At 62.6% G+C, this 21,262-nt stretch carries 21 protein-coding genes, 2 tRNA genes and 1 pseudogene; 7 read left to right on the top strand and 17 right to left on the bottom strand.

What is annotated here, in order from left to right; translation table 11 throughout:
* Window positions 1–270, top strand: a complete 270-nt coding sequence (locus tag ACMT3I_RS04435) for a hypothetical protein (RefSeq protein ID WP_414803221.1) — start codon at window positions 1–3, stop codon at window positions 268–270.
* Window positions 271–304: 34 nt separating this feature from the next.
* Here the strand turns inward: ACMT3I_RS04435 and ACMT3I_RS04430 are convergent, their stop codons facing one another.
* The 11 genes and pseudogenes from ACMT3I_RS04430 to ACMT3I_RS04380 form a co-directional block, all read right to left on the bottom strand.
* The gene (locus ACMT3I_RS04430; RefSeq protein WP_414803220.1) at window positions 305–1,519 is read right to left on the bottom strand and encodes a thiolase family protein; all 1,215 of its coding nucleotides are present in this window, start codon (window positions 1,517–1,519) and stop codon (window positions 305–307) included.
* Window positions 1,500–2,927, bottom strand: a complete 1,428-nt coding sequence (locus ACMT3I_RS04425) for a class I adenylate-forming enzyme family protein (protein WP_414803219.1) — start codon at window positions 2,925–2,927, stop codon at window positions 1,500–1,502. The genes ACMT3I_RS04430 and ACMT3I_RS04425 overlap by 20 nt, the downstream gene beginning before the upstream one ends.
* A 63-nt stretch (window positions 2,928–2,990) precedes the next feature.
* Complete coding sequence (locus ACMT3I_RS04420) at window positions 2,991–3,830, bottom strand: methyltransferase domain-containing protein (protein ID WP_414803218.1); 840 nt, start codon at window positions 3,828–3,830, stop codon at window positions 2,991–2,993.
* Window positions 3,831–3,857: 27 nt separating this feature from the next.
* A complete protein-coding gene (locus ACMT3I_RS04415) occupies window positions 3,858–4,946 on the bottom strand; it encodes a benzoate/H(+) symporter BenE family transporter (protein ID WP_414803528.1) in 1,089 nt (362 codons plus the stop codon).
* 72 nt (window positions 4,947–5,018) lie between these two features.
* Entirely contained in the window at window positions 5,019–6,299 is a 1,281-nt protein-coding gene (clpX, locus tag ACMT3I_RS04410; RefSeq protein ID WP_414803217.1) for an ATP-dependent Clp protease ATP-binding subunit ClpX, read from the bottom strand.
* An 80-nt stretch (window positions 6,300–6,379) separates the two neighbouring features.
* Window positions 6,380–6,793 (bottom strand): AAA family ATPase, encoded by a 414-nt coding sequence (locus tag ACMT3I_RS04405; protein WP_414803216.1) that lies wholly within the window; start codon window positions 6,791–6,793, stop codon window positions 6,380–6,382.
* Between the two features lie 152 nt (window positions 6,794–6,945).
* Window positions 6,946–7,122: pseudogene (locus ACMT3I_RS04400) on the bottom strand (AAA family ATPase); the annotation flags it as partial.
* 30 nt (window positions 7,123–7,152) lie between these two features.
* A complete protein-coding gene (locus tag ACMT3I_RS04395; protein ID WP_414803215.1) occupies window positions 7,153–7,824 on the bottom strand; it encodes an ATP-dependent Clp protease proteolytic subunit in 672 nt (223 codons plus the stop codon).
* An 18-nt stretch (window positions 7,825–7,842) separates the two neighbouring features.
* Complete coding sequence (locus ACMT3I_RS04390) at window positions 7,843–8,442, bottom strand: ATP-dependent Clp protease proteolytic subunit (protein ID WP_414803214.1); 600 nt, start codon at window positions 8,440–8,442, stop codon at window positions 7,843–7,845.
* A gap of 156 nt (window positions 8,443–8,598) precedes the next feature.
* The gene (gene tig / locus ACMT3I_RS04385) at window positions 8,599–9,990 is read right to left on the bottom strand and encodes a trigger factor (RefSeq protein ID WP_414803213.1); all 1,392 of its coding nucleotides are present in this window, start codon (window positions 9,988–9,990) and stop codon (window positions 8,599–8,601) included.
* A 39-nt stretch (window positions 9,991–10,029) separates the two neighbouring features.
* Window positions 10,030–10,106: transfer RNA gene (locus ACMT3I_RS04380), tRNA-Pro, on the bottom strand.
* A gap of 322 nt (window positions 10,107–10,428) precedes the next feature.
* On the opposite strand from ACMT3I_RS04380, the gene ACMT3I_RS04375 reads away from it, so the two are divergent.
* Together ACMT3I_RS04375 and ACMT3I_RS04370 are read left to right on the top strand one after the other, a co-directional pair.
* Window positions 10,429–10,499, top strand: a tRNA-Gly gene (locus ACMT3I_RS04375).
* Window positions 10,500–10,915: 416 nt separating this feature from the next.
* Window positions 10,916–11,545, top strand: coding sequence for a DedA family protein (locus ACMT3I_RS04370; RefSeq protein WP_414803212.1), 630 nt, complete (start codon window positions 10,916–10,918; stop codon window positions 11,543–11,545).
* Here ACMT3I_RS04370 and ACMT3I_RS04365 read toward each other — a convergent pair.
* The 6 genes from ACMT3I_RS04365 to ACMT3I_RS04340 form a co-directional block, all read right to left on the bottom strand.
* Window positions 11,478–12,146, bottom strand: a complete 669-nt coding sequence (locus ACMT3I_RS04365) for a response regulator (RefSeq protein ID WP_414803211.1) — start codon at window positions 12,144–12,146, stop codon at window positions 11,478–11,480. The genes ACMT3I_RS04370 and ACMT3I_RS04365 overlap by 68 nt on opposite strands.
* Before the next feature lie 4 nt (window positions 12,147–12,150).
* The gene (locus ACMT3I_RS04360; RefSeq protein ID WP_414803210.1) at window positions 12,151–13,551 is read right to left on the bottom strand and encodes a sensor histidine kinase; all 1,401 of its coding nucleotides are present in this window, start codon (window positions 13,549–13,551) and stop codon (window positions 12,151–12,153) included.
* A 116-nt stretch (window positions 13,552–13,667) separates the two neighbouring features.
* A complete protein-coding gene (locus tag ACMT3I_RS04355) occupies window positions 13,668–15,164 on the bottom strand; it encodes an amidohydrolase (RefSeq protein WP_414803209.1) in 1,497 nt (498 codons plus the stop codon).
* A 10-nt stretch (window positions 15,165–15,174) separates the two neighbouring features.
* Window positions 15,175–16,173: an Fpg/Nei family DNA glycosylase gene (locus ACMT3I_RS04350; protein ID WP_414803208.1), complete on the bottom strand. Its 999-nt coding sequence runs from the start codon at window positions 16,171–16,173 to the stop codon at window positions 15,175–15,177.
* Window positions 16,174–16,175: 2 nt separating this feature from the next.
* Window positions 16,176–16,664: a ribose-5-phosphate isomerase gene (locus tag ACMT3I_RS04345; RefSeq protein WP_414803207.1), complete on the bottom strand. Its 489-nt coding sequence runs from the start codon at window positions 16,662–16,664 to the stop codon at window positions 16,176–16,178.
* A gap of 39 nt (window positions 16,665–16,703) precedes the next feature.
* Window positions 16,704–17,306, bottom strand: coding sequence for a DsbA family protein (locus tag ACMT3I_RS04340; RefSeq protein ID WP_414803206.1), 603 nt, complete (start codon window positions 17,304–17,306; stop codon window positions 16,704–16,706).
* 70 nt (window positions 17,307–17,376) lie between these two features.
* Between ACMT3I_RS04340 and ACMT3I_RS04335 the strand changes: the two genes are divergently transcribed.
* The 4 genes from ACMT3I_RS04335 to ACMT3I_RS04320 all read left to right on the top strand — a co-directional run bounded on the left by ACMT3I_RS04335 (window position 17,377) and on the right by ACMT3I_RS04320 (window position 21,237).
* Window positions 17,377–18,867, top strand: coding sequence for an SDR family NAD(P)-dependent oxidoreductase (locus ACMT3I_RS04335; RefSeq protein ID WP_414803205.1), 1,491 nt, complete (start codon window positions 17,377–17,379; stop codon window positions 18,865–18,867).
* A gap of 83 nt (window positions 18,868–18,950) precedes the next feature.
* Window positions 18,951–19,172 (top strand): hypothetical protein, encoded by a 222-nt coding sequence (locus ACMT3I_RS04330; RefSeq protein WP_414803204.1) that lies wholly within the window; start codon window positions 18,951–18,953, stop codon window positions 19,170–19,172.
* Window positions 19,173–19,245: 73 nt separating this feature from the next.
* Entirely contained in the window at window positions 19,246–19,692 is a 447-nt protein-coding gene (locus ACMT3I_RS04325; RefSeq protein WP_414803203.1) for a MarR family winged helix-turn-helix transcriptional regulator, read from the top strand.
* Window positions 19,693–19,800: 108 nt separating this feature from the next.
* Entirely contained in the window at window positions 19,801–21,237 is a 1,437-nt protein-coding gene (locus ACMT3I_RS04320; protein ID WP_414803202.1) for an MATE family efflux transporter, read from the top strand.
* The last annotated feature ends 25 nt before the right edge of the window (window positions 21,238–21,262 follow it).

Below are 21,262 nucleotides of genomic sequence, written 5' to 3'. Positions count from 1 at the left end.
ATGCAACTTGGTAGCCGTTGGCCGCTCGGTGGCACTGCGCCGTCCGACCTGCCCGAGGTCGTTGAAATCGCGCTGCATGCCGTTGAAGAAGAGCTCGCCGCTGGCGACACTGACACATCGGCCTGGCGATGGACGCTGACCTGGCTGGAAGGCAGTCCCGTCATCGAACTCGACGATGGAACCGTCATCCGCTATAGCAAGAAGGATGACAGCGCCACCATCACCCAGCCCGTCCTCGTCGATAACGACGATGACGACGACTGGATCTAACGATTAACTACTCCGTCAGTGGGACGAAAGCTATCTAGCTTTCGCCCCACTGCCAGAGTGACGACACTCCCAGGCCGCCGGCGATACTGAGCGCGGCGAGCCCGAGGTCACCATCGGCTCCTGTCGCAGCGCTCTGCTGCAGCAGTCGCAGCACGAGCAGGGCACCCGACGCTCCAAACGGATGCCCGACTGCCAGCGCTCCGCCCTGCAGGTTGATGTCGTTCTCGTCGAGTCCCATCAGGTCGCATGAGGCCAACACCTGCGCAGCGAACGCTTCGGTGTACTCGGTTCGCGCCAGGTCACCCGCCGTGATCTCCGTGCGCTCGAGCAATTCGGCAGTCGCCACGGCACCGGCGACACCCAGATAGTGCGGGTTGACACCAGCGGCAGCGCTGTCAACGAAGCGGAGCGAACGGGTGAACCCGACCTCCCTCGCCTTGGCCAGGCTCGTCACGATGACGGCAACCGCACCGTCGGCATCCGCGCAGGAATTGCCTGCGGTGACCGTGCCGTGTGCCGCGAACACCGGGGGAAAACGCCTGAGTGTTGCTTCAACCAGTGAGGCGCGCGGCCCTTCGTCGGTCTCGACCAGCGCCTGGCCTGTCTGGATGGGCACGATTTCGGTGTCGAACTCCCCCGCGGCCCGTGCGGCGAGAGACCGCCGATGGCTCTGCGCAGCGAACCTATCCTGACGATCTCGGTCGATCAAATACCGGGCAGCCACGTTCTCGGCAGCGACACCCATGTCAGGGTCTCCAATTGAGTCCGGTGAGAATTGGGCGCGCGTATAGAAATCGGGCTGCTCAGGAGTCGATGAGAGCCGATGGGCGCGGAGGGGCGCTGTGCTGCAGCTGTCGACGCCGCCTGCCAGATACAGGCTGCCGGCACCTGCGGCTATCAGTCGGCAGGCAAGCACGATCGCTTCGAGCCCTGACCCACACTGCCGGTCAATGGTCAGGCCTGGCACGCTCACCGGAAGGCCGCCGTCGAGGGCAGCCAGTCTCGCCACGTTGCCACCACCGCCGACGGCGTTACCGATGATGACGTCGTCGATCTCATCAGCCTGGATGCCCGAGTCATCAACCAGGGCGCGCAGCACAGGGGCAAGAAGGTGTTCGGCACGGACGCTGCGCAATGATCCATTCTTGCGTCCGAAGGCCGTGCGACGCCCAAGGATCACCACCGGAATTCTACGGAGATCAACGCGGGACTCGATCCCGGAACCGTCCTCAGCCAAGGGGTCTGACACGGGCGTCTCCTTCAACGATCCACTGTTCAAGCAAGCGACGACTGACCTTACCCGCAGGGGTGAGGGGCAGCTCCTTCAGTCGCAGGTATGTTCTCGGGCGCTTGGGCCCTGCAAGTTTCTGGGCAACAGCACCGCGAAGCTCGTCGGCGCAGAGGTCGTTGTCGCCGAGGATCGCGGCAACGACACGCCTGCCCCTGCGCGGGTCAGGCGTGCCCGTCACGACCACCTGATCGACCCCTGGCATCCGCGAGATCGTTGCTTCAACCTCGTGCGGGTAGACGTTGTGCCCCGAGGTCACGATCATGTCTGAGCCACGTCCGAGGTGGTGCAGGATCCTATCGGCATCGAGAGTGCCGAGGTCACCGACGGTGCACCAGTCCCCCTCGCGACGGAACGCGCGCCCATCGTCGCCCCAGCTGTACCCATTGCTGACCAAAGCGCTGCGTACGAAGATTTCACCGGATACGCCGCTGGAAACCTCGTTGCCTTCGTTGTCCCTGATGCTGATCTCCACCCCGGGAAATGCAGCGCCGACTGCTGTGGCATCGCGCTCAACATCTCCGAGTACCTCGGCGGAGACAAAGTTCAGCTCGGCAGCGCCGTAGTACTGGTACACGGTTGCCCCGGGGATCCACTGCCTGATAACGGCGAGGGTGCGGGCGTCGAGCGCTGCACCTGCACTGACAACGCTGCTAATCGAACTCCCGTCGACGTCGGCAGCCTGACCGCGTTCGACGATTAGTCGCAGGGCAGCGGGCACGGCGACAAGCCGCGTGATGCTGTGCTGAACGATGGTGTCGATAGCGGCTCCGACATCGAAGACAGACAGGGCATGGATGGCCGCACCGGCGTATAACGACTCGGTCAGTGCATACAGGCTCAGGCTGGCCGAGAGCGGGCCGGGAACCAGGGTGCGCTCCCGCTCAGTCACGCCGAAGTAATCGGTGCTGGCTGCGCAGGCGAGCTGCCAGGATGCTCGCGTCCGGGTGAAGCACTTGGGTACCGATGTGGTCCCGGAGGTCAGTCCGTAGAGGAATACCGACTCACCGGGGCCGTCAGCAAACACGCGCTCGATGGCCTCTCCATCGGCTGCCTCTCCATCGGCTGCATCGCGCTCGGCAGCATCGCGGTCGGCAGCATCGAGGCGGCGTAGTCGATCAACGATCTCGTCACGCTGCGCGCCTGGCCAAAGAGGATCAAGCACTGCGCATCGCCCCGTCCCCGCCACAGCAGCCATGAAACCGACGGCCACATCGGTGCCGTTCGGCTGGCACAGCATGGTCAGGGTGTCACCCGCCGTGCCACGGAGTCGCTCGGTCGCCAGGGTCTGAAGCTCGCCGTACGTCAGAGAGTCTGTTCCGACGACGACAGCCGTCGCATCGGGCTTCACCATAGCCCAGTGGTTCACTCGATCAATGACAGGCATTCACACGGTCCGTCAGAGTCACGCCAGTCGTATTCACGCCAGGCATTAGAGGGCGAGGCGGGCGAGAATCTCTCCGTGCGGCATGCCCATCCAGCCATCGGGGTTACCTGCCCAGCCCAGCCACGCGGCAGACATTTCGCGTAGGTCTGCCAGCGTCGCAGAACCCGATTCAATCGCGTGGGCCGCGAAACTCGATTCAGTAGCCCTGGCTGCCCATGACTCGCCCCACCATTCACGTTCGGCGTCTGATGCGAAGCACCACATCGATGCGCTGCTCACCACTCCGGTGAATCCGGCCAGGTGCGCCCACGCCTTGAGGGCGCGACCGGCATCCGGCGTTCCCCCGTTCCAGAAGGCGACCTCGCGGTAGACCTTCATCCAGGATGCCAATCCGGGCAGCTCCGGGTACCAGACGACTCCGCCGTAGTCGACGTCGCGAGCGGCGAGCAGACCGCCAGGCTTCAGCACTCGCTTGATCTCTTTGAGCGCGGCTACCGGGTTGGCCAGGTGCTGCAGCACCTGGTGCGCGTGAACGATGTCGAAGGTGTTGTCATCAAAATCCAGCGAATAGACGTCGCCGACGTGGAAGCTCACATTGTGGATGCCCTCGTCGTGCGCGAGGGCACTCGCCTGCAGAACGATATCGGCAGAGGCGTCAACACCCGTGACGAATCCGGGCGCAACCCTGCGCGCGAGGTCGATTGTGATCGTTCCAGGACCGCTCCCGACGTCAAGCACGGCGAGACCGGCGGCAAGCTCAGGGATCAGGTAGGCCGCTGAATTCTCGACGGTGCGCCAGGCGTGCGAACGCAGCACGCTCTCGTGGTGACCATGCATGTATTCGTCGCGCTGGGGAGAGTCAACAGGGTCTGGAAAGTCAGGCATGAGTCGAGGCTACAGCCAGAAAGTCGGCTAAGCGCGTACGGGGCGTTTCCAACCCAGCCACAGCATGAGGACGCCGCCGATGACGAGACCCCAGAACGCCGACCCAATGCCGATGATCGACACACCGGATGCCGTGACCAGGAACGTGACAATGGCAGTGATGCGGTGTGCGGGGTCTTCCAGCGCACCCGTCACGCTGGTCACCAGCGCTCCGAGCAGTGCAAGGCCAGCGACGGCGGTGATGAGGATCGGCGGGGAGGCAGACACGAGGGCAGCGGCAAACCCGGCCCCCAGCCCGATCAGCAGGTAGGCGACGCCAGACGAGACTGTCGCGATCCAGCGCTTGTCCTTGTCTGGATGCGCCTCCGGGCTCGCCATCAGCGCTGCCGTGATCGCTGCCAGGTTGATGCTGTGTGCGCCGAAGACCGATCCGGCAGCTGTTGCCACGCCAGAGCTCACCAGCACCGCACGCGGAGGAGCCCGGTACCCGAAGGTCGACATCACCACGAAACCGGGAACGTTCTGGCCCGCCATCGTCACGATGAACAGCGGGATACCGAGGCTGACGATGACAAGCGGATCGAAGACCGGAGCGGTGAAGACCAAAGCTGGCTGTGAGGAGCTTGCGCTCAGCCAGTCTGTTCCTGCAGTCAAGGCGATACCGATCGCTGCGACAAGCATTGCCGCGGGCACTGCCCACCTCGGCGCCAGCCGAAACAGCACCAGCCACACGACGATGACGGGAATGGCCAGTAGCGGCTGCTCGACGGCAGCCGTCACGGGGGCGAGGCAGATGGGAAACAGGATGCCGGCGAGCATCGCACTCGCGAGGGGCTTGGGGATGCTCGTGATCGCACGCCCAAGCGCCGGCCAGAGGCCGCTGAGCACGATGAGCACGCCGCAGACCATAAATGCTCCGACGGCAGCGCCGAAGTTGTTGGTGCTGCCGCCGGCCGCAACCAGCAATGCTGCACCCGGCGTCGACCACGCGAAGGACAGCGGAATCCTGAAGACCAGCGGCAGCGCGATGCAGACGATTCCGACAAGCAGGCACAGCGTCAACAGCCCGGATGCCGCTTGGGCATCATTCGCTCCGACAGCGTGAAGCCCGGCGATGACCAGAACGAACGAACTGGCGAAACCCGTTATCGCGGCGACGATGCCAGCGGTGATCGGCTGAATGATGGGTTATGCGGACTTCTCTTCGCGACGCTCGGCGTGAAGCACGATGGTCGGGGCAGCATTCTCGAGCACGGCTTCTCGGGTCACAACGACGCGGGCAACCTCGCTGCTTGACGGCACCTCGAACATGATCGGGCCGAGCACTTCTTCCATGATCGCCCGCAGGCCTCTGGCGCCCGTCTTACGAAGCACCGCCAGGTCTGCAATTGCTTCAAGGGCCGGCTGTTCGAAGTCGAGCTCGACACCGTCGAGTTCGAACATGCGCTGGTACTGGCGCACCAGGGCGTTCTTCGGCACCGTGAGAATCTGCATAAGCGCGACCTGGTCGAGCTGCGTGACAGTCGTCACGACCGGAAGCCGGCCGATGAATTCGGGGATCAGCCCGAACTTGTGCAGGTCTTCAGGCAGAACCTCGCTGAACAGGTTTTCGTCGTCGCCCTTGCTGTGCAGCGGGGCACCGAAGCCGATGCCCTTTTTGCCCGCACGTGACGAGATGATCTCTTCGAGCCCGGCAAATGCACCGGCAACGATGAACAGTACGTTCGTCGTGTCGATCTGGATGAATTCTTGGTGCGGGTGCTTGCGCCCGCCCTGCGGGGGTACCGAGGCGACTGTGCCTTCGAGGATCTTGAGCAGCGCCTGCTGCACACCCTCGCCAGACACATCGCGAGTGATCGACGGGTTCTCCGCCTTGCGGGCGATCTTGTCAATCTCGTCGATATAGATGATGCCCGTCTCGGCACGCTTGACGTCATAGTCAGCGGCCTGGATGAGCTTCAGAAGAATATTTTCGACGTCTTCACCGACATACCCGGCCTCGGTGAGGGCCGTGGCATCCGCTACGGCGAACGGTACGTTGAGGCGCTTGGCCAGAGTCTGAGCGAGGTAGGTCTTGCCACAGCCGGTCGGGCCGATCAGCAGGATGTTCGACTTGGCGATCTCGACATCGTCGTGCATCGCTTCGGCAGCGGTGAGGGTGCTGCGGGCACGAACACGCTTGTAGTGGTTGTAGACAGCAACGGCGAGTGCACGCTTGGCGGCCTCCTGGCCGATGACGTACTCCTCAAGGAAACCAAAGATCTCTTTGGGCTTGGGCAGGTCAAATTCGCTCGAGCCCTCTTCTTCGCCCGCTTCTGCGAGGCGCTCCTCGATGATCTCGTTGCACAACTCGACGCACTCGTCGCAGATGTACACGCCGGGACCGGCAATGAGCTGCTGCACCTGCTTCTGGCTCTTCCCGCAGAAGGAGCATTTCAACAGGTCGGCGCTTTCGCCTATTCGTGCCATCTGTCAGCCTCCTTCGTGGGTGTCGCTGTATTTGAGCCTAGCTGGTACGACAGACAACATTGCGCAGCGACAGGCGAACGTCATTCCAGCAGTCGATTCAGATAGCGTTCGGGTGCAACAAGGAATGAACGCCACTCCCCAACGATCTGCAGATCTTCCCACGAAGACTCTCGAATCCCCCAATCACCGAGTTCCAGGATGCGAGCTCCCGGCAGCGAGGCCAGTACGGGTGAGTGCGTGGCACAGAGGATCTGGGAGCCGTTGTCCGCCAGGAGCGACAGCGCCCGCACCACGCTGAGAGTCGACGTGAACGATAGAGCGGCTTCCGGCTCGTCGAGAACGTAGAAGCCACGCTTGCTCGCCTTGCGATCGAGCAGTTCGAGAAATGACTCCCCGTGACTGAGCTCGTGCAGGTCGGCATCCGGGCTGCCGTCGAGCGACTCCAGATAGCTGTAGTACCCGTGCATCGTCTCAGCGCGCAGAAAAATCCCCATGACGCATGCCGCGCAGCCCCACGCTCGACATCAAGCCAGTCGACCAGCGGAGATTCACTCTGCCTTGTGGTCTGACCGCCGTTCAGAGTGCCGCCTTCTGCGGGGAGTCCGACAGCTGCGGCGACGGCTTCGATGATCGTCGACTTACCGCTGCCGTTCTCACCAACCAGAAATGTGACGCCTGCGCCCAGGTCGAAACCCTCGTCGATGACGCTCTGCACCGCGGGAAGCGTCGCAGGCCAGACTGCCCTGTCGACCTCGCGTTCGCGAGACACAGAAACGCGGCGGATAAGGCGACTGTCAGTCAGCCACTCATCCGCCGCGCCCATAGGGTTACGTCTCTGTGTTGTGACGTGTCGTTACTTAACGAGCGTCGGAACGTTCTTGCGTGAGGTCAGGATCTGGTCGATCAGGCCGTACTCAAGTGCCTCGGATGCACCGAGAATCTTGTCGCGGTCGATGTCCTTGTGAACCTGCTCAGGGGTGCGGTTCGAGTGGTGGGAGATCGTCTCTTCCAGCCACTCGCGCATCCTCTGGATCTCAGCGGCCTGGATCTCGATGTCGGATGCCTGTCCGCCGCCCTGGCCACCGGCTGAGGGCTGGTGGATGAGGATGCGGGCGTTCGGGAGCGCAAGGCGCTTACCCGGGGTACCTCCGGCGAGGATGACCGCGGCGGCTGATGCCGCCTGGCCGAGGCAGACCGTCTGGATGTGCGGACGGATGTACTGCATCGTGTCGTAGATCGCCGTCATCGCGGTGAACGAGCCACCCGGTGAGTTGATGTACATGACGATGTCACGGTCGGGGTCCTGGCTCTCAAGAACGAGGAGCTGCGCCATGACGTCATCAGCGGATGCGTCATCGATCTGCACGCCGAGGAAGATGATGCGGTCTTCGAAGAGCTTGGCGTACGGGTCCTGGCGCTTGTAGCCGTATGCCGTGCGCTCTTCGAACGTAGGGAGGATGTAACGAGCCTCTGGCGCCTGCGGTGCGCGTCCGCCAGCCTGGTGACCAAAATTCGTGAATTCCATGTCTGTGTACTGCCCGTTCTACTTCTTGTTCACTGAGTCGTCGGTGCCGCCGCCGCCGACCACTTCCGACGCAAACTCGCGCAGGTGGTCAACGAAACCGTAGTCCAGAGCCTCCTGGGCAGTGAACCAGTTGTCGCGGTCGTTGTCGATGAGGATCTGCTCGACCGACTTGCCGGTCTGCTCTGCCGTGAGCTCAGCCATCCGCTTCTTCATGTCAAGGATGACCTTGGCCTGAGTCTGGATGTCGGCTGCAGTGCCGCCGAATCCGCCTGATGGCTGGTGCAGGAGGACGCGGGCATTAGGCGTGATGTACCGCTTGCCCTTCGTGCCAGAGGACAGCAGGAACTGGCCCATGGATGCCGCAAGGCCAATGCCCACGGTCACGATGTCGTTCGGCACGAACTTCATCGTGTCGTAAATTGCCATGCCTGCTGTGATCGAGCCACCTGGTGAGTTGACGTACAGGAAGATATCCCGCTCAGAATCCTCTGCGGCAAGCAGCAGGATCTTTGCACAGATCTCGTTGGCGTTGTCGTCACGGACCTCTGAGCCGAGCCAGATGATGCGGTCCTTCAGCAGTCGGTCAAAAACACCGGGTGTAGGTGTCTGGTCGGCCATGTCGTGCTCCGTTTCAGTTATCGCTTGAAATTGAATCTATCGGAGCTAACGCGCCAGAACCGGCGTGTTCGCCCTCGGCAGATTGCGGGAGGTGCAAACAAGGCAAAAGGGCCGGATGTCATCGACATCCGGCCCTTTATGCAATGCAGGTGAAAATTACTTCTTGGCTGCAGCCTTCTTCTTCGGCTTTGCCTCTGCTTCAGCAGCCTCGGCCTCAGCCGGTGCCTCTTCAGCGTCGTCTGCCTCAGCGTCTGCAGCGGCTTCGTCGTTGGCAACGACAGCGGTGAACTCAGCGAGGTCAACCTTGTCGCCGTTGGAGTCAACGACCTCTGCCTTGCCGAGGGCAATGGCGAGTGCCTTGTTGCGAGCAACTTCAGCAACCATCGATGGGATCTGGCCGTTGGACGACAGCGCCTGAACGAATTCGCTCGGGTCCATGCCGTACTGGGCTGCGCCCTGGATCAGGTACTGGGTCAGTTCGTCCTGGCTGACCTGGACCTTCTCTGCCTCAGCGATGGTGTCGAGCAGGATCTGCTGACGGAACGTCTTCTCGCTCGACTCGGTGACCTCTGCACGGTGCTCAGCGTCTTCGAGGCGGTTCTCGCCCTCGAGGTGACGGTGAACTTCGTCTTCGATGATCGCTTCAGGGATCGGGACCTCAACGGCCTCAAGAAGCTGGTCGAGGAGCAGTTCACGAGCCTGGCTGCCCTGGCCGAAGACCTTGGAACGCTCGACCTGAGTCTTGAGGCTGTTCTTCAGCTCTTCGACGGTGTCAAACTCGCTGGCGATCTGAGCGAAGTCATCGTCGAGCGGGGGAAGCTCGCGCTCCTTGACTGCGGTCACCGTGACGGTGATCTCTGCAGTCTCGCCCTCGTGGTCTCCACCGAGAAGGTCGGAGTTGAAGGTGGTGGTCTCGCCGGCGGTGAGTGACTCGAGGGCTTCGTCGATGCCCTGGATCAGGTCGCCTGAGCCAACCTCGTATGAGATGCCGCTGGCGGTGTCGACCTCGACGCCCTTGATCGACGCGTTCAGGTCGATCTGCACGAAGTCACCAGTGGTGGCCGGGCGGTCGACGGTGACGAGTGTACCGAAGCGGCTACGAAGCTTGTCGAGCTCTTCGGCGACCTCTTCGTCTGACACCTCAACGGCGTCGACGGTCAGCTTGAGGCCTTCGTAGGAGGGCAGCTCGATCTCGGGGCGAACGTCAACCTCGATCGAGAGCAGCAGGTCTCCGGAGAAGTCCTTGTCGCTCGGCCATTCAACGATGTCGGCCGACGGACGACCGAGCGGGCGGAGCTTGTTCTCTTCAACGGCTGCGCGGTAGAAACCGTCAAGGCCTTCGTTGACAGCGTGCTCGAGAACGGCCATCTTGCCAACGCGCTGGTCGACAAGTGCCGGCGGGATCTTGCCCTTACGGAAGCCGGGGATGTTCATCTGCTCGGCGATGTGGCCGTATGCGTGGGTGATGCTCGGCTTGAGTTCATCGGCCGTCACCGTGATGGTGAGCTTGGCGCGGGTCGGGCTCAGCTTTTCGATCGTGGACTTCACGTAGGGATCTCCTGTTATTGAACGATGTTCTGGGGTAAATGGTCGGGGCGACAGGATTCGAACCTGCGACCTCTCGGTCCCAAACCGAGCGCTCTACCAAGCTGAGCTACGCCCCGGGCATTACTTTCAACCCGGTTGATCAATCACGATGCCCAGATTTTCACCTAGCTCGCAGATTGACCTCGGTCAGTCTACTGCACAGGATCGGACGCCTGATGTCACCGACGCCTTTCATCGAGCTGTCACATCGATGGTGCACATCGGTCACTCAAACATGTACTACGCTATTCGAGTGCCCAGCGAACACGGGCTTGGGGATGTAGGTCAATGGTAGACCCTCTGTCTTTCACACTGACTACGCGTACCCATCAATCCCGTGCTTTGCGCGAGAGTGACCAATAACTGAATACGAAATCCCGGCGGAAACACGCCGGATTCGGGGCTGTAGCTTAGTGGTAAAGCCTCTGTCTTCCAAACAGATGATGCGAGTTCGATTCTCGTCAGCCCCTCAGAAAAATATTCAGCAAAAAGGATCGGCCATGTGGCCGGTCCTTTTTGCATTCCGGGCGTGCCGACCCTCGTTTACACCCGTTGTGCATGGGTGATCTCTTTCGTGTCTGGGGGCGCGAGACGATACGCCGGTATGAGGTCGAACCTGTCAGGTGACTCGACGACGGCGATCTCTGCATTCGTTTTATTCCTCGCTGTGCTTTTCGCTCAGCGCGAACATTTCCGGCGCTTCGCCTGTGACGTCTTCCTCGATCAACCTGGTGGCGCTACCGCCAACTCCCCGCAGTCATCCTCGCGGATGACGGTCGAACAACCCGGGAGTGATGCCGAATTCCCCGCACTCTTCTAGCCTGAAATGGCGACGAATTCGCTGTACTGACGCCACAACCAACTGAATCGATCAGCTCGCATGGACATGCTCTCGGACTTTCTGCTTACTACAGTGAACTCCCCCTGGGTCTATCTCGTGGTCTTCGTCATCGTCGTGGTGGACGGGTTCTTTCCGCCTGTCCCCAGCGAGAGCATCGTCGTCGTCGCGGCTGCGATCGGCGTAAGCACCGGAGCCCCCAACCCCATCGTCATCGTCGTGCTGGCGGCACTCGGCGCCGCAGTCGGTGACAACATCGCGTATTGGCTCGGGCGCACGATCGGCACCGAACGTTTTTGCTGGATGCGACACCGTCGCGCGCTGACCGCTTTCGCTTGGGCCAGACGCGGGTTGCACAGGCGGGCAACGACGATGCTGCTCATCGCCCGCTACATTCCCATTGGCCGCATCGCCGTGAACATGACCGCGGGCGCCATCCGATTTTCGTATCGCAGGTTCTGGCCGCTTACCGTTCTGGCCGGCGGCTGCTGGGCGATCTACTCGGTTCTCATAGGAATGCTCGCCGGGCACTGGGTGCGGGACCAGCCAGTACTGGGGGCTGCACTCGGCGTGGGAATCGCGCTGGCCGTCGGCGTCATCATCGACAGAATTAGCGCTGCAGGAACGTCAGCACGGCAAGCACCCGACGGTGATCCGTTCCCGAATCCTCAAGGTTGAGCTTCTGAAAGATGGCAGTTACGTTCTTCTCGACTGCCCCAACACCGATAGTCAGCTCCTCAGAAATACCGGCGTTGGTGCGTCCCTCGGCCATGAGGCCCAGCACGTCCCGTTCCCTGGGCGTCAATGCGCGCAGCGGATCAGTGCGCCTGGCGAGCAATTCTTTGACGACCTGAGGGTCGAGCACTGTTCCGCCTGCGCTCACACGTGCAACGGCGTCCTGCAGCTCATCAAGCGATGCGACGCGATCTTTCAGCAGGTAACCGAGTCCGCCCTCTCCTGCAGAAAGCAGCTCGTGGGCATAAGTGCCCTCGACATACTGGCTGAGCAGCAGGATGCCGATGGCCGGCATCCGCTTTCGCAGCTCAAGTGCCGCCTGGATGCCTTCGTCACGAAACGTCGGTGGCATCCGCACGTCCAGAATCGCCAGGTCGGGCTTCAGCGCCTCGATCTCCGCGAGGAGCCCCACCGCATCGCCGTACGCTGCAACCGTCTCGAACCCGGCCTCGTCGAAGAGTCGTACCAGCCCCTCGCGGAGCAAGACGGAATCCTCGGCGAGGACGAGTCGAAGCGGTCGTGCAGCAGGTACAGCGTCAGTCATGCATTCAGGATACGGGGGCCGTGCTCTCGCCCAGTACCGGACTCTGCTGCAGTGCCGAAGCTGCTGCCGGCAGCGGGATGTGAGCACCCATCGTGGTCCCGGCGGGGGTGCTGTCGACACTCAGGATGCCGCGAAGTCCACGCAAACGCTCGTCAAGTCCCGCAAGCCCATGACCATCGGTGACGTTGACGCCACCGTTGCCATTGTCGATCACCCAGATATCGAGCCAGCTCGTACCGTCTGTTGCTCGTCTGAGCGCTGCGTGCAGACGCACCAGCGTTGCGTTCGAGTGCTTGGCCGCATTCGTCAGAAACTCGGACGTGATGAAGTAGGCACTGCGTTCGATCTCAGACGGAAGCTCCTGTGTGTGGTCGAGGTGCATCTCGATCTGCACCGGAATCGTGCTCCGCGCGGCGAGCGACTCGAGCCCGGCGACGAGTCCGCGGTCCTGAAGGATCGGCGGAACCAGCCCACGAGAGAGCGCACGGAGTTCTTCGAGCGTCTCGCTGGCCTGGGCGCGCGCTTCGTCGATGAGTATCTTCGCGGCCTCCGGATCGGCGTCGAGCTTGCGCTCGGCACTGGCCAGATCCATCTGCATCCGCACCAGCCGCTGCTGCGGACCATCGTGGATGTCGCGCTCAAGGCGACGAAGCGACTGGTTCTCGGCCGCGACGGCTGCCCCACGGGATGCCGAGAGATCGGCGACTTCCTGCTGCAATGCCTCAGATGGCCAGGCCCCGAGCATCCCCCGTGCGATGGCGTTGTGCAGCAGCACGAACAGGTGTGTGACCAGCGGCAACGTCAACAGGAACACGACGCCCAGCAGGAACTGAAGGATGATCTCGGCCGTCTGCGAATCGACAGGCAGCACCGTGCCTGGCGCTAGCCAGTTGAGAATGAGCTCGTGCAGGTTCGCACCGGTATTGCCCGAGGTGACCCATCCCCAGATCCAATACGTCACTCCCCCGAGACCAGCAGCCACCCAGACGACCGTGACGCACCACGTCAGCAGACCCACGGTGAAATTCACGACCATGCCGTGCAGCAGATACAGCCAGTAGTGGCCGTTGACGAGGGGCCCGAGAAGAGTACGGAGCGCAGAGGCCGGCTCGTTGCGGGGATTCCATCGTGGCTCCTGGATAGGCGGCTGCCCGGCCAGGCGCAGCCGCGTCAGTTCGAACGCGCCGAACCCCCTGGCAGCGTAGAGCGCGCCAACGATGACGAACAGGCCAACAAAGAGCGCGACCAGCCCGGCACCCAGGCTGAAGAGCGTGACAAGAACGGTGAACGAAACGATCACAACGGGGAGAGTGAGAAGCAAGAATCCGAGTTCGCGCGGCACCCCTGCCCACAGCGAGCCGTATCCCCTCCGCCGTATGGGCATATCCATCGATGACGTATTCATGAAATCAGTTCTCCTACGTGTTGTGACCTGTATCCAGTGTCGCCGCGCGGAGCGATCAACAGCATGGGGTGCGCATCCGAAAACGACCGGGGGTAAACCCCCGCGTCCGTCACACGCTAGAGCCGGGAGTACGTGAACCGGCCATTCAACATGGTGGCGGCCACCGGCATCTGCCGAAGATCCGAAACGGATGCCACGTAAGGGTCGATCTCACAGACAACCAGATCGGCGACCTCCCCACTCGACACCGCATGTCGACCCCGCGCGCTGGCGGCCAGCGCTGCCTGCCGCGAGATCGCCTGCTCGAGGTGCCACGGCTCGCGGTCATCCCGGCTGCGCCCGACAGCCGCTGCAATGCTCACCCACGGATCAAGCGGCGCGACAGGGGCGTCAGAGCCGAGCGCAAGCTCGACCCCTGCTTCCTGCAGGCTGGCGAGCATGAATGCGCGCTCGGTACGGCCCGCCCAGAACACGTCTGCGACATCCCTGTCATCCATCGCATGCTCGGGTTGCATGCTGGCCACGACCCCGAGCTCAGCGAACCGGACGATGTCCGTGCTGGTCAACAACTGCGCGTGCTCGATGCTGCCGCCACAACCCACCGCTGCGAAGGCATCAAGGGCGAGAGTGTTCGCGTGGTCACCGATCGCATGCACTGCAGGCCTGAGGCCGGCGACACTGGCCTTCCGCATCCAGCTGACGAGCTCGTCCGTCGGCACGGTGAGCAACCCGTGCGACCCCGGCAGCCCGGCCAGCCCCGGGTATTCATCGAAGCAATACGCAGTCCGGGTGTTCAACGATCCATCGGTGATGACCTTGTACGGGCCGACGGAGAGCAGGCCATCGGTGCCGTCGACGATCGCGCCTGACGTGAGTTCCATGGCGATCGCCCTGTCGAGATCCTGGCTGTAGACACCGAACTCAACTCTGAGCGCCGTGTTACCCGCGGCGATACGACGCGCCCAGTCGTCACGGTTCCAGGTCATTTCCATGTCGACTATGCCGACGACACCGCGCGCCGCAGCAGCCTGCGCAGCGTCGGCAACCCAGCCGTCCATCACGTCCTCTGCCACGAGCCCCAGCTCTTCGACTACAGCGAATGCCGCGGCCTCTCGCAACAGGCCGGTGAGATGATCGCCATACCCGCGCTGGGCAAGGGCTGCCGAGTTCAGCCAGCAGCAGTGCAGGTCACCGCTGATCAGTACAACCGGAACCGACCCAGACGCGGCATCGAGCACTGCCCGTGACGGCACATCAGGCCAGAGGCCATCGCGGAATCCGAAGCCGACAAGTGTCTCAGTATTGATCGCCGCACGTGCTGTTTGTGAGCCGAGACGCCGGGCGACCAGCGCAGCAGTCTCGGCGGCTGACGTCGCCAACGAGACATTCAGACGCCTGGATGTCTGCGCCCACTGGGTGAAGTGCACGTGATTGTCCCAGAGGCCGGGGACGACGAAGCGTCCGCAGAGATCAAGCTCGTCGGTACCGGCGCTGCCAGGACCGAGGTACCCCATGCGTCCGAGGGTTGCTGTGCCATCCGCTGCTGTCAGGATCTCAATATCGGTGACGTCATCGCTGCCCGGCAGTCGAGCGTCGCGCAGAACAAGCGTCATGGCACTCATGCTACTTCTGGCAGTTCGGGCACCAGTACAGCTTGCGGGCGCCCATTTCTTCGAGTGTGATGTGCACTCCACAGACGCGGCAGGGCAGGCCTTCGCGCTTGTACACCCAGTGCCTGTCAGCACGGCTGGCCATTGCCTTGACGTAGTCGTCTGGCGACAGCTGGTCCATGGTCATCATCTGGCCGGTGGTGACACCGATTTCGAGCAGGTGCGCCCAGTCGCGCCAGAGTCCTCTGACAGTTTCTTCCGGCAGCAGCTTTCCTGGCGTATACGGATTGATCCTGGCCCGATACAACATCTCGGCTCGATACACATTGCCGATTCCGCTGACGACCGACTGGTCCATCAGCAGAAGACCGATGGGCGTGTTCTTCTTGCGCACCATCGTCGTGAATCTGTCTTCGGCCGCCTTGCTTGAGTCAAGCAAGGGATCCGGTCCAAGTCTGGCCAGCACGGCATCGACCTGGTCGGGCGTCAGCACTTCACAGGCGGTCGGACCGCGGAGGTCCGCGCAGACGGTGTCCGTGAGCAGACGTACCCGCACCTGGCCAACAGGCTCGGGCGGGAACGTACCGATCTCCCCCGTTTCTTTCTCCTGCTCCGACATCCGTACCCTGGTACGCCGAGGCGCACCAATGCTGTGCATCGAGTTCTCGCCGTCTGTATCGAACACCGGGTCAGTGTCCAACGCCATATCGGTTCCGCGCTGGTTGGTCTGCCCCATACGGCCATTCGCCGACGCGATCGTCGCATCCATCTGTATTTCGCCGGCAAAATCCCAGGCGCCGTAGAGGCCGAGGTGCACGCGCAACCACAGCCCGTTGTCGAATTCAAGGAACATCTGCTTGCCGACAGCTTTGGCGTCTGTCATCACATGACCATCGAGTTCGGCAGCGCCCGCAGCGAAGCGGCCCTGAGGCGAGGAAAGAGCGACCCGTTGGCCCACGAAGTTGCGGGCAAACTGACGGGCGATGCGATGAACCGAATGTCCCTCAGGCACGGCTAGTGGTCGACGCCTTTGCCTGCGATGTCGCCGGTGAGTTCGTACTCGGCGAGCTGGGCAATGCGACGCGCGTGACGCTCGTCCCCGGAGAACGGTTCGTTGATGAATGCATCGATGAAGCTCGTGGCCTCCTCGATGCTGTGCTGACGGGCGCCGATCGAGATGACGTTGGCATCGTTGTGTTCGCGGGCCAGCGTTGCGGTGCTCAGGTTCCAGACCAGGGCGGCGCGAGCGCCGGCGACCTTGTTCGCTGCGATCTGCTCGCCGTTGCCCGAACCGCCGAAGACGACGCCAAGCGCCTGAACGCCCTCAGCCTGATCGTTCACCACTGCCTGCGCCGCGTTGATGCAGAACGCCGGGTAGTCATCGAGTGCGTCATAGCTCGTCGGACCGTGGTCGATCACATCGTGACCTGCCTCAGTGAGGTGGGTGATCAAGTACTGGCTGAAATCCAGTCCGGCGTGGTCGGTGGCGATATGGATGCGCATGAAAACAGTCTATTCAGCACTCATCCGCTGTTTTGGCACTCAGTTGAAGATCGGCCCTCTGGTGCGCGTGCGCTTGATCTCGAAGAATCCGTCGTAGCTGGCCACGGCGACGACGCCGTCCCAGAGCTTGACGGCTTCCTCGCCCTTCGGTGCCGGCGAAATGACAGGGCCGAAGAATGCGACGCCATTGACAGCGATCACCGGGGTTCCGACGTCCTGACCCACTTTGTTGATGCCCTCGAAGTGGCTCGCGCGCATCTCTGCATCGAACTCGTCGCTGTCCGCGTATGCGGCAAAACTCTCAGGCAGACCGACTTCGGCGAGCGCCGCAGGAATCACCTCGTCGGGGTTCGTATTGTCGCCGGGGTGGATGCGAGTGCCAAGCGCATCGTAGAGCGGTTTGACGATCTCCTGGCCGTGCAGCTGCTGTGCGGCCGTCACCAGACGGGTGTACTTCAGTGCGCGAGGGAAGAACGCCTTGTATTCATCGCTGACATCCTTGTCCTCGTTGAGCACGGCCAGGCTCATCACATGCCAGGTCACGTCAAGGTCGCGCTGACGGGCCACCTCGTCGACCCACCGCGAGGTCATCCAGGCCCACGGGCACGACGGGTCAAACCAGAAGTCAACGGAATCAGTCATGCGACAACCCTAAGGGTGTCCTCGCATTCATCTGGGCAGCCCTTCAGGCTGGTCGTCGTAGAATTCTCTGATGACCTCTGAGCTTTCCCTCCCCGAATCGGCGCCTGGCATCGACCCGAATGATCTCGAGGTCACCCTCCGCGTTCTGGCTTCCCTCAGTGACATCGACCCTGACGACCCTGACTTCACCACAGTTCGCCAGGCGACAGCCAAGATGTTCAAGTCTGTCAAGGTGGTTCGCCGCGCAGAGAAGCGCCAGGCGATTGCCGAGGCTGACCGCGATGTCATCGCTGCGACGGCGACCGGCGCTCCGACAAGGATCGACGACGAGACCCGTGGCGCCGAGCTCACCCGGGGCACCGAGGCCCCGAGCGCCGGCGAACTCCTTGTTGCCCGCCCCTGCTACATCTGCAAGCAGCGGTACACCCTCGTCGACGCTTTCTACCACCAGCTCTGCCCGAGCTGCGCTGCCATGAGTCACGAGAAGCGCGATGCCCGCACCGACCTCACCGGCAAGCGCGCCCTGCTCACCGGTGGCCGCGCGAAGATCGGCATGTACATCGCCCTGCGCCTGTTGCGTGACGGTGCCCACACCACGATCACCACCCGCTTCCCTCGCGATGCAGTTCGCCGCTTCGCCGCCATGCCGGATTCAGCAGACTGGCTGCACCGCCTGCGCATCGTGGGCATCGACCTGCGCGATCCCGCCCAGGTGATCGGCCTGGCCGATTCGGTCGCAGAACAAGGCCCACTCGACATCCTCATCAACAATGCAGCGCAGACCGTGCGTCGCTCTGCCGGGTCGTACGCGCCCCTCGTCGAGGCTGAGTCGTCACCGCTGCCCGATGGCCCACTGCCAGAGATCGTGACGTTCGGGCACACCAGCGACGCGCATCCGCTCGCTCTGGCTGCCTCGGTGGCCAGCCACCCCATCCTGGCGGCTGCAGCGCTCTCTGGTACGGGTGGCCTCACGGCAGCTGACCTGACCAACCTCGCACTGGCGCCTGGCTCCTCGTCGCTTGAGCGTCTTGCTGACGGTACCGCCATTGATGCCGGCGGGCTGGTGCCCGACCTGCACAAGGCGAACAGCTGGACGGCCAACGTCGAAGATGTCGACCCGCTCGAAATGCTCGAAGTCCAGCTGTGCAACACGACTGCACCGTTCCTGCTCGTGAGCCGCCTGCGGGCGTCGATGGCGTCATCCCCCGCTCGTCGCACCTACATCGTCAACGTGTCTGCAATGGAAGGCGTCTTCGGGCGCGGCTACAAGGGACCTGGTCACCCGCACACCAACATGGCCAAGGCGGCCGTCAACATGCTCACCCGCACGAGCGCGAAGGAGATGCTGTCTGACGGCATCCTGATGACAAGCGTCGACACGGGCTGGATCACCGATGAACGTCCGCATCCGACCAAGGTGCGCCTGGCCGAGGAAGGCTTCCACGCCCCTCTCGACCTGGTGGATGGCGCAGCGCGCGTCTACGACCCCATCGTGCGCGGCGAGGCAGGCGAAGACCTCACTGGTGTCTTCCTCAAGGATTACAAACCAGGAAGCTGGTAGCCCCTGCCCGGAGTGCGGGCAAGCGCGTATCGTTGAAGGTGCACATCAGAGGTCTCGTACCGGTCTTGCACCAAGGAGCTGACATGCCGAATTCAACCGTTCTGCCGCCAATCGAGCAGTGGTGGCCGCACCTCGACATTCCCGCCAAGCAGTGGATCGTCGCTCATCTCGATGAGGCAGTCCCCATGCACGTGGTGAATGAAATCTGCTCGCTGTGCCACATCGAAGCGATCACTGATGACGCTGTCACGCTATCGCCGGCTGAGAAACACTTCATTTCGACGCAGATCGAGTTGGTCGACTAGCTGTACTGACCAACTCGAGGCATTTGCAGCATGAGAGTTGACAGTTAGAACTCTAACAATTAGAGTTCTAACCATGAAGGTATCAGAGACACCGCTCCCCAGCAGTCTTGACTTGCTCCGCTGGATCGGCTGGGCACAGCAGCAGGCAGCCCTTGAGTGGACCCGCGAACGCGACCTCAGCCACCAGCAGGGCTTCGTGCTTGGGTTCCTCGTTCAGAATCCCGGCGCGATACAGCGCGATATCGCCGAGATCACGCGTACGTCATCGGCGAGCGTCTCCAGCCTGTTGCAGGGACTCGAGCGTCGAGGTCTCATTGAGCGGCGCACTGAAGCCGGGAACGAACGCAGTAAGCGCGTTTACGCCACGGCGGCCGGCATCGATCTCGTCGCAGGATTCGACGCTGCCATGAAGCGCGCGGAGGAGGACATCCTCGCCCCACTCGACACGGAAGAACGAGACGCTCTCTCTGCACTCCTTACGAAGGTGACTGCAGAGTTGCCGCGACCCTCCCGACCCTAGCCAACAGGGCGGGGCTCCTCGCATCCTGTCCTCCACCGCGCCGGCGTCCGACGGCGCGTCTTCAGCCACGCCCGAAAACGGCCCAGTCCTGCCCGAAAGGGAGCACCCATGAGCAGCTCGAACCCCGCAGCATCCGAGAACGCCGGTAGCAACCGCTGGTACCTCTCAACCGCGCCGATCGTGCGCGCCCTCATCCATTTGTGCGTCCCCATGGCAGCCGCCTTCATCGTCAGCGCCATCTACAACGTCATCAATGCCGGCTTCATCGGCTCACTCCACGATTCGACTCTCCTCGCCGCAGTCACCTTCGGTGCACCGATCCTGGGACTCGTCATGGCGGTTGGCGGTGTGTTTGGCACAGGCGGCAGCGCGCTCATCTCTCGGCTGCTCGGCGCCTCAGAACAGGATCCGGCACGAGCCGGCGAGATCAAGCACGTCGCGTCGTTCTCTGTGTGGGGTGCCGTGATTGTCGGAGCGCTGCTCGGCGCCATCGGCCTCGTCTTTCTCGATCCGCTCGTCGCTGCGCTCGGCGCGAGCGGCGCTGCTGTCCCAGCGACGAGCGCCTTCGTCGGCGTCACACTCGCATTCGTTCCGGTTCTCGCCGCAGGATTCTGTCTCGAGCAGCTCGTGCGCGCCGAGGGCGCCGCCAGGCAGGTGATGAACGGGCTCATCATCTCCACGATCATGAATCTGGTCTTCGACGTGTTGTTCATCCTCGTCCTGCACTGGGGAGTCGCCGGAGCCGCGCTGGCAGTTGGCCTTGCCAACGTGATTAGCGTTGCCTACTTCGTGACCTGGCTGACACGCAACAGCGAGCAGGTGAGCCTCGCGCCGAAGTGGTTCACGCTGTCTCCCTCCGTCGTGAAACCCGTGTTCGGCGTCGGGGTCAGCGAACTGTTGCAAGCCGGATTCCTCATCGTCACATCGCTTGTGCTCAACAACCTCGCAGCAGGCTACGGTGACGGTCCACTCGCTGCCATCGGGGTCGGCGTACGTATCGCGCAGGTTCCCGAGTTTCTCATCATGGGCGTCACCATCGGAGTGTTGCCGCTGCTCGCGTACGCATTCGGAAAGGGAGACAGCGCTCGGTTGCGTGCAGCGCTACGCGGTGCGGCGATCGCTGTCGGCAGCATCGCCCTCATTTTCTCAACAGCCGTCTTCGCCTTTCGGGATCAGGTGTTCTCCGTGTTCGTGGCTGACACCTCATTGCTCGCCCTCGGTATGACAATCATCACTGCGCAGCTTGTGTCAATGATTTTCAACGGCTTCGTCGGACTTATCACGTCATTGTTCATGGCAGCAGGTCGCGCATTACCGGCAGCAATCATGTCAATGACGCAGGGAATCCTTTTCATTCCGATCGTGATTCTTGCCAATCTGTGGTTCGGTCTCGGGGGCATTATCTGGGCGCTCACGGTCAGCGAGGGGCTCGTACTTGTCGCGGGGGTTGTCATGTGGCTGGCTTTGCGCGGATCACTCAGCCGCGCCCTCGCAGGGGGCAGCGCGGAGCGCGCCGAAACCGCCCTCCAGGCGGCAGCGGCCTAGCGATCGCAGCTGGCGCACGATCCGT

It is taken from the genome of Leifsonia sp. A12D58, assembly GCF_047530025.1.
Lineage (GTDB): Bacteria > Actinomycetota > Actinomycetes > Actinomycetales > Microbacteriaceae > Cryobacterium.
The sequence above is the reverse complement of the archived record's forward strand: the minus strand, read 5'-3'. Positions and strand labels throughout refer to the sequence as shown.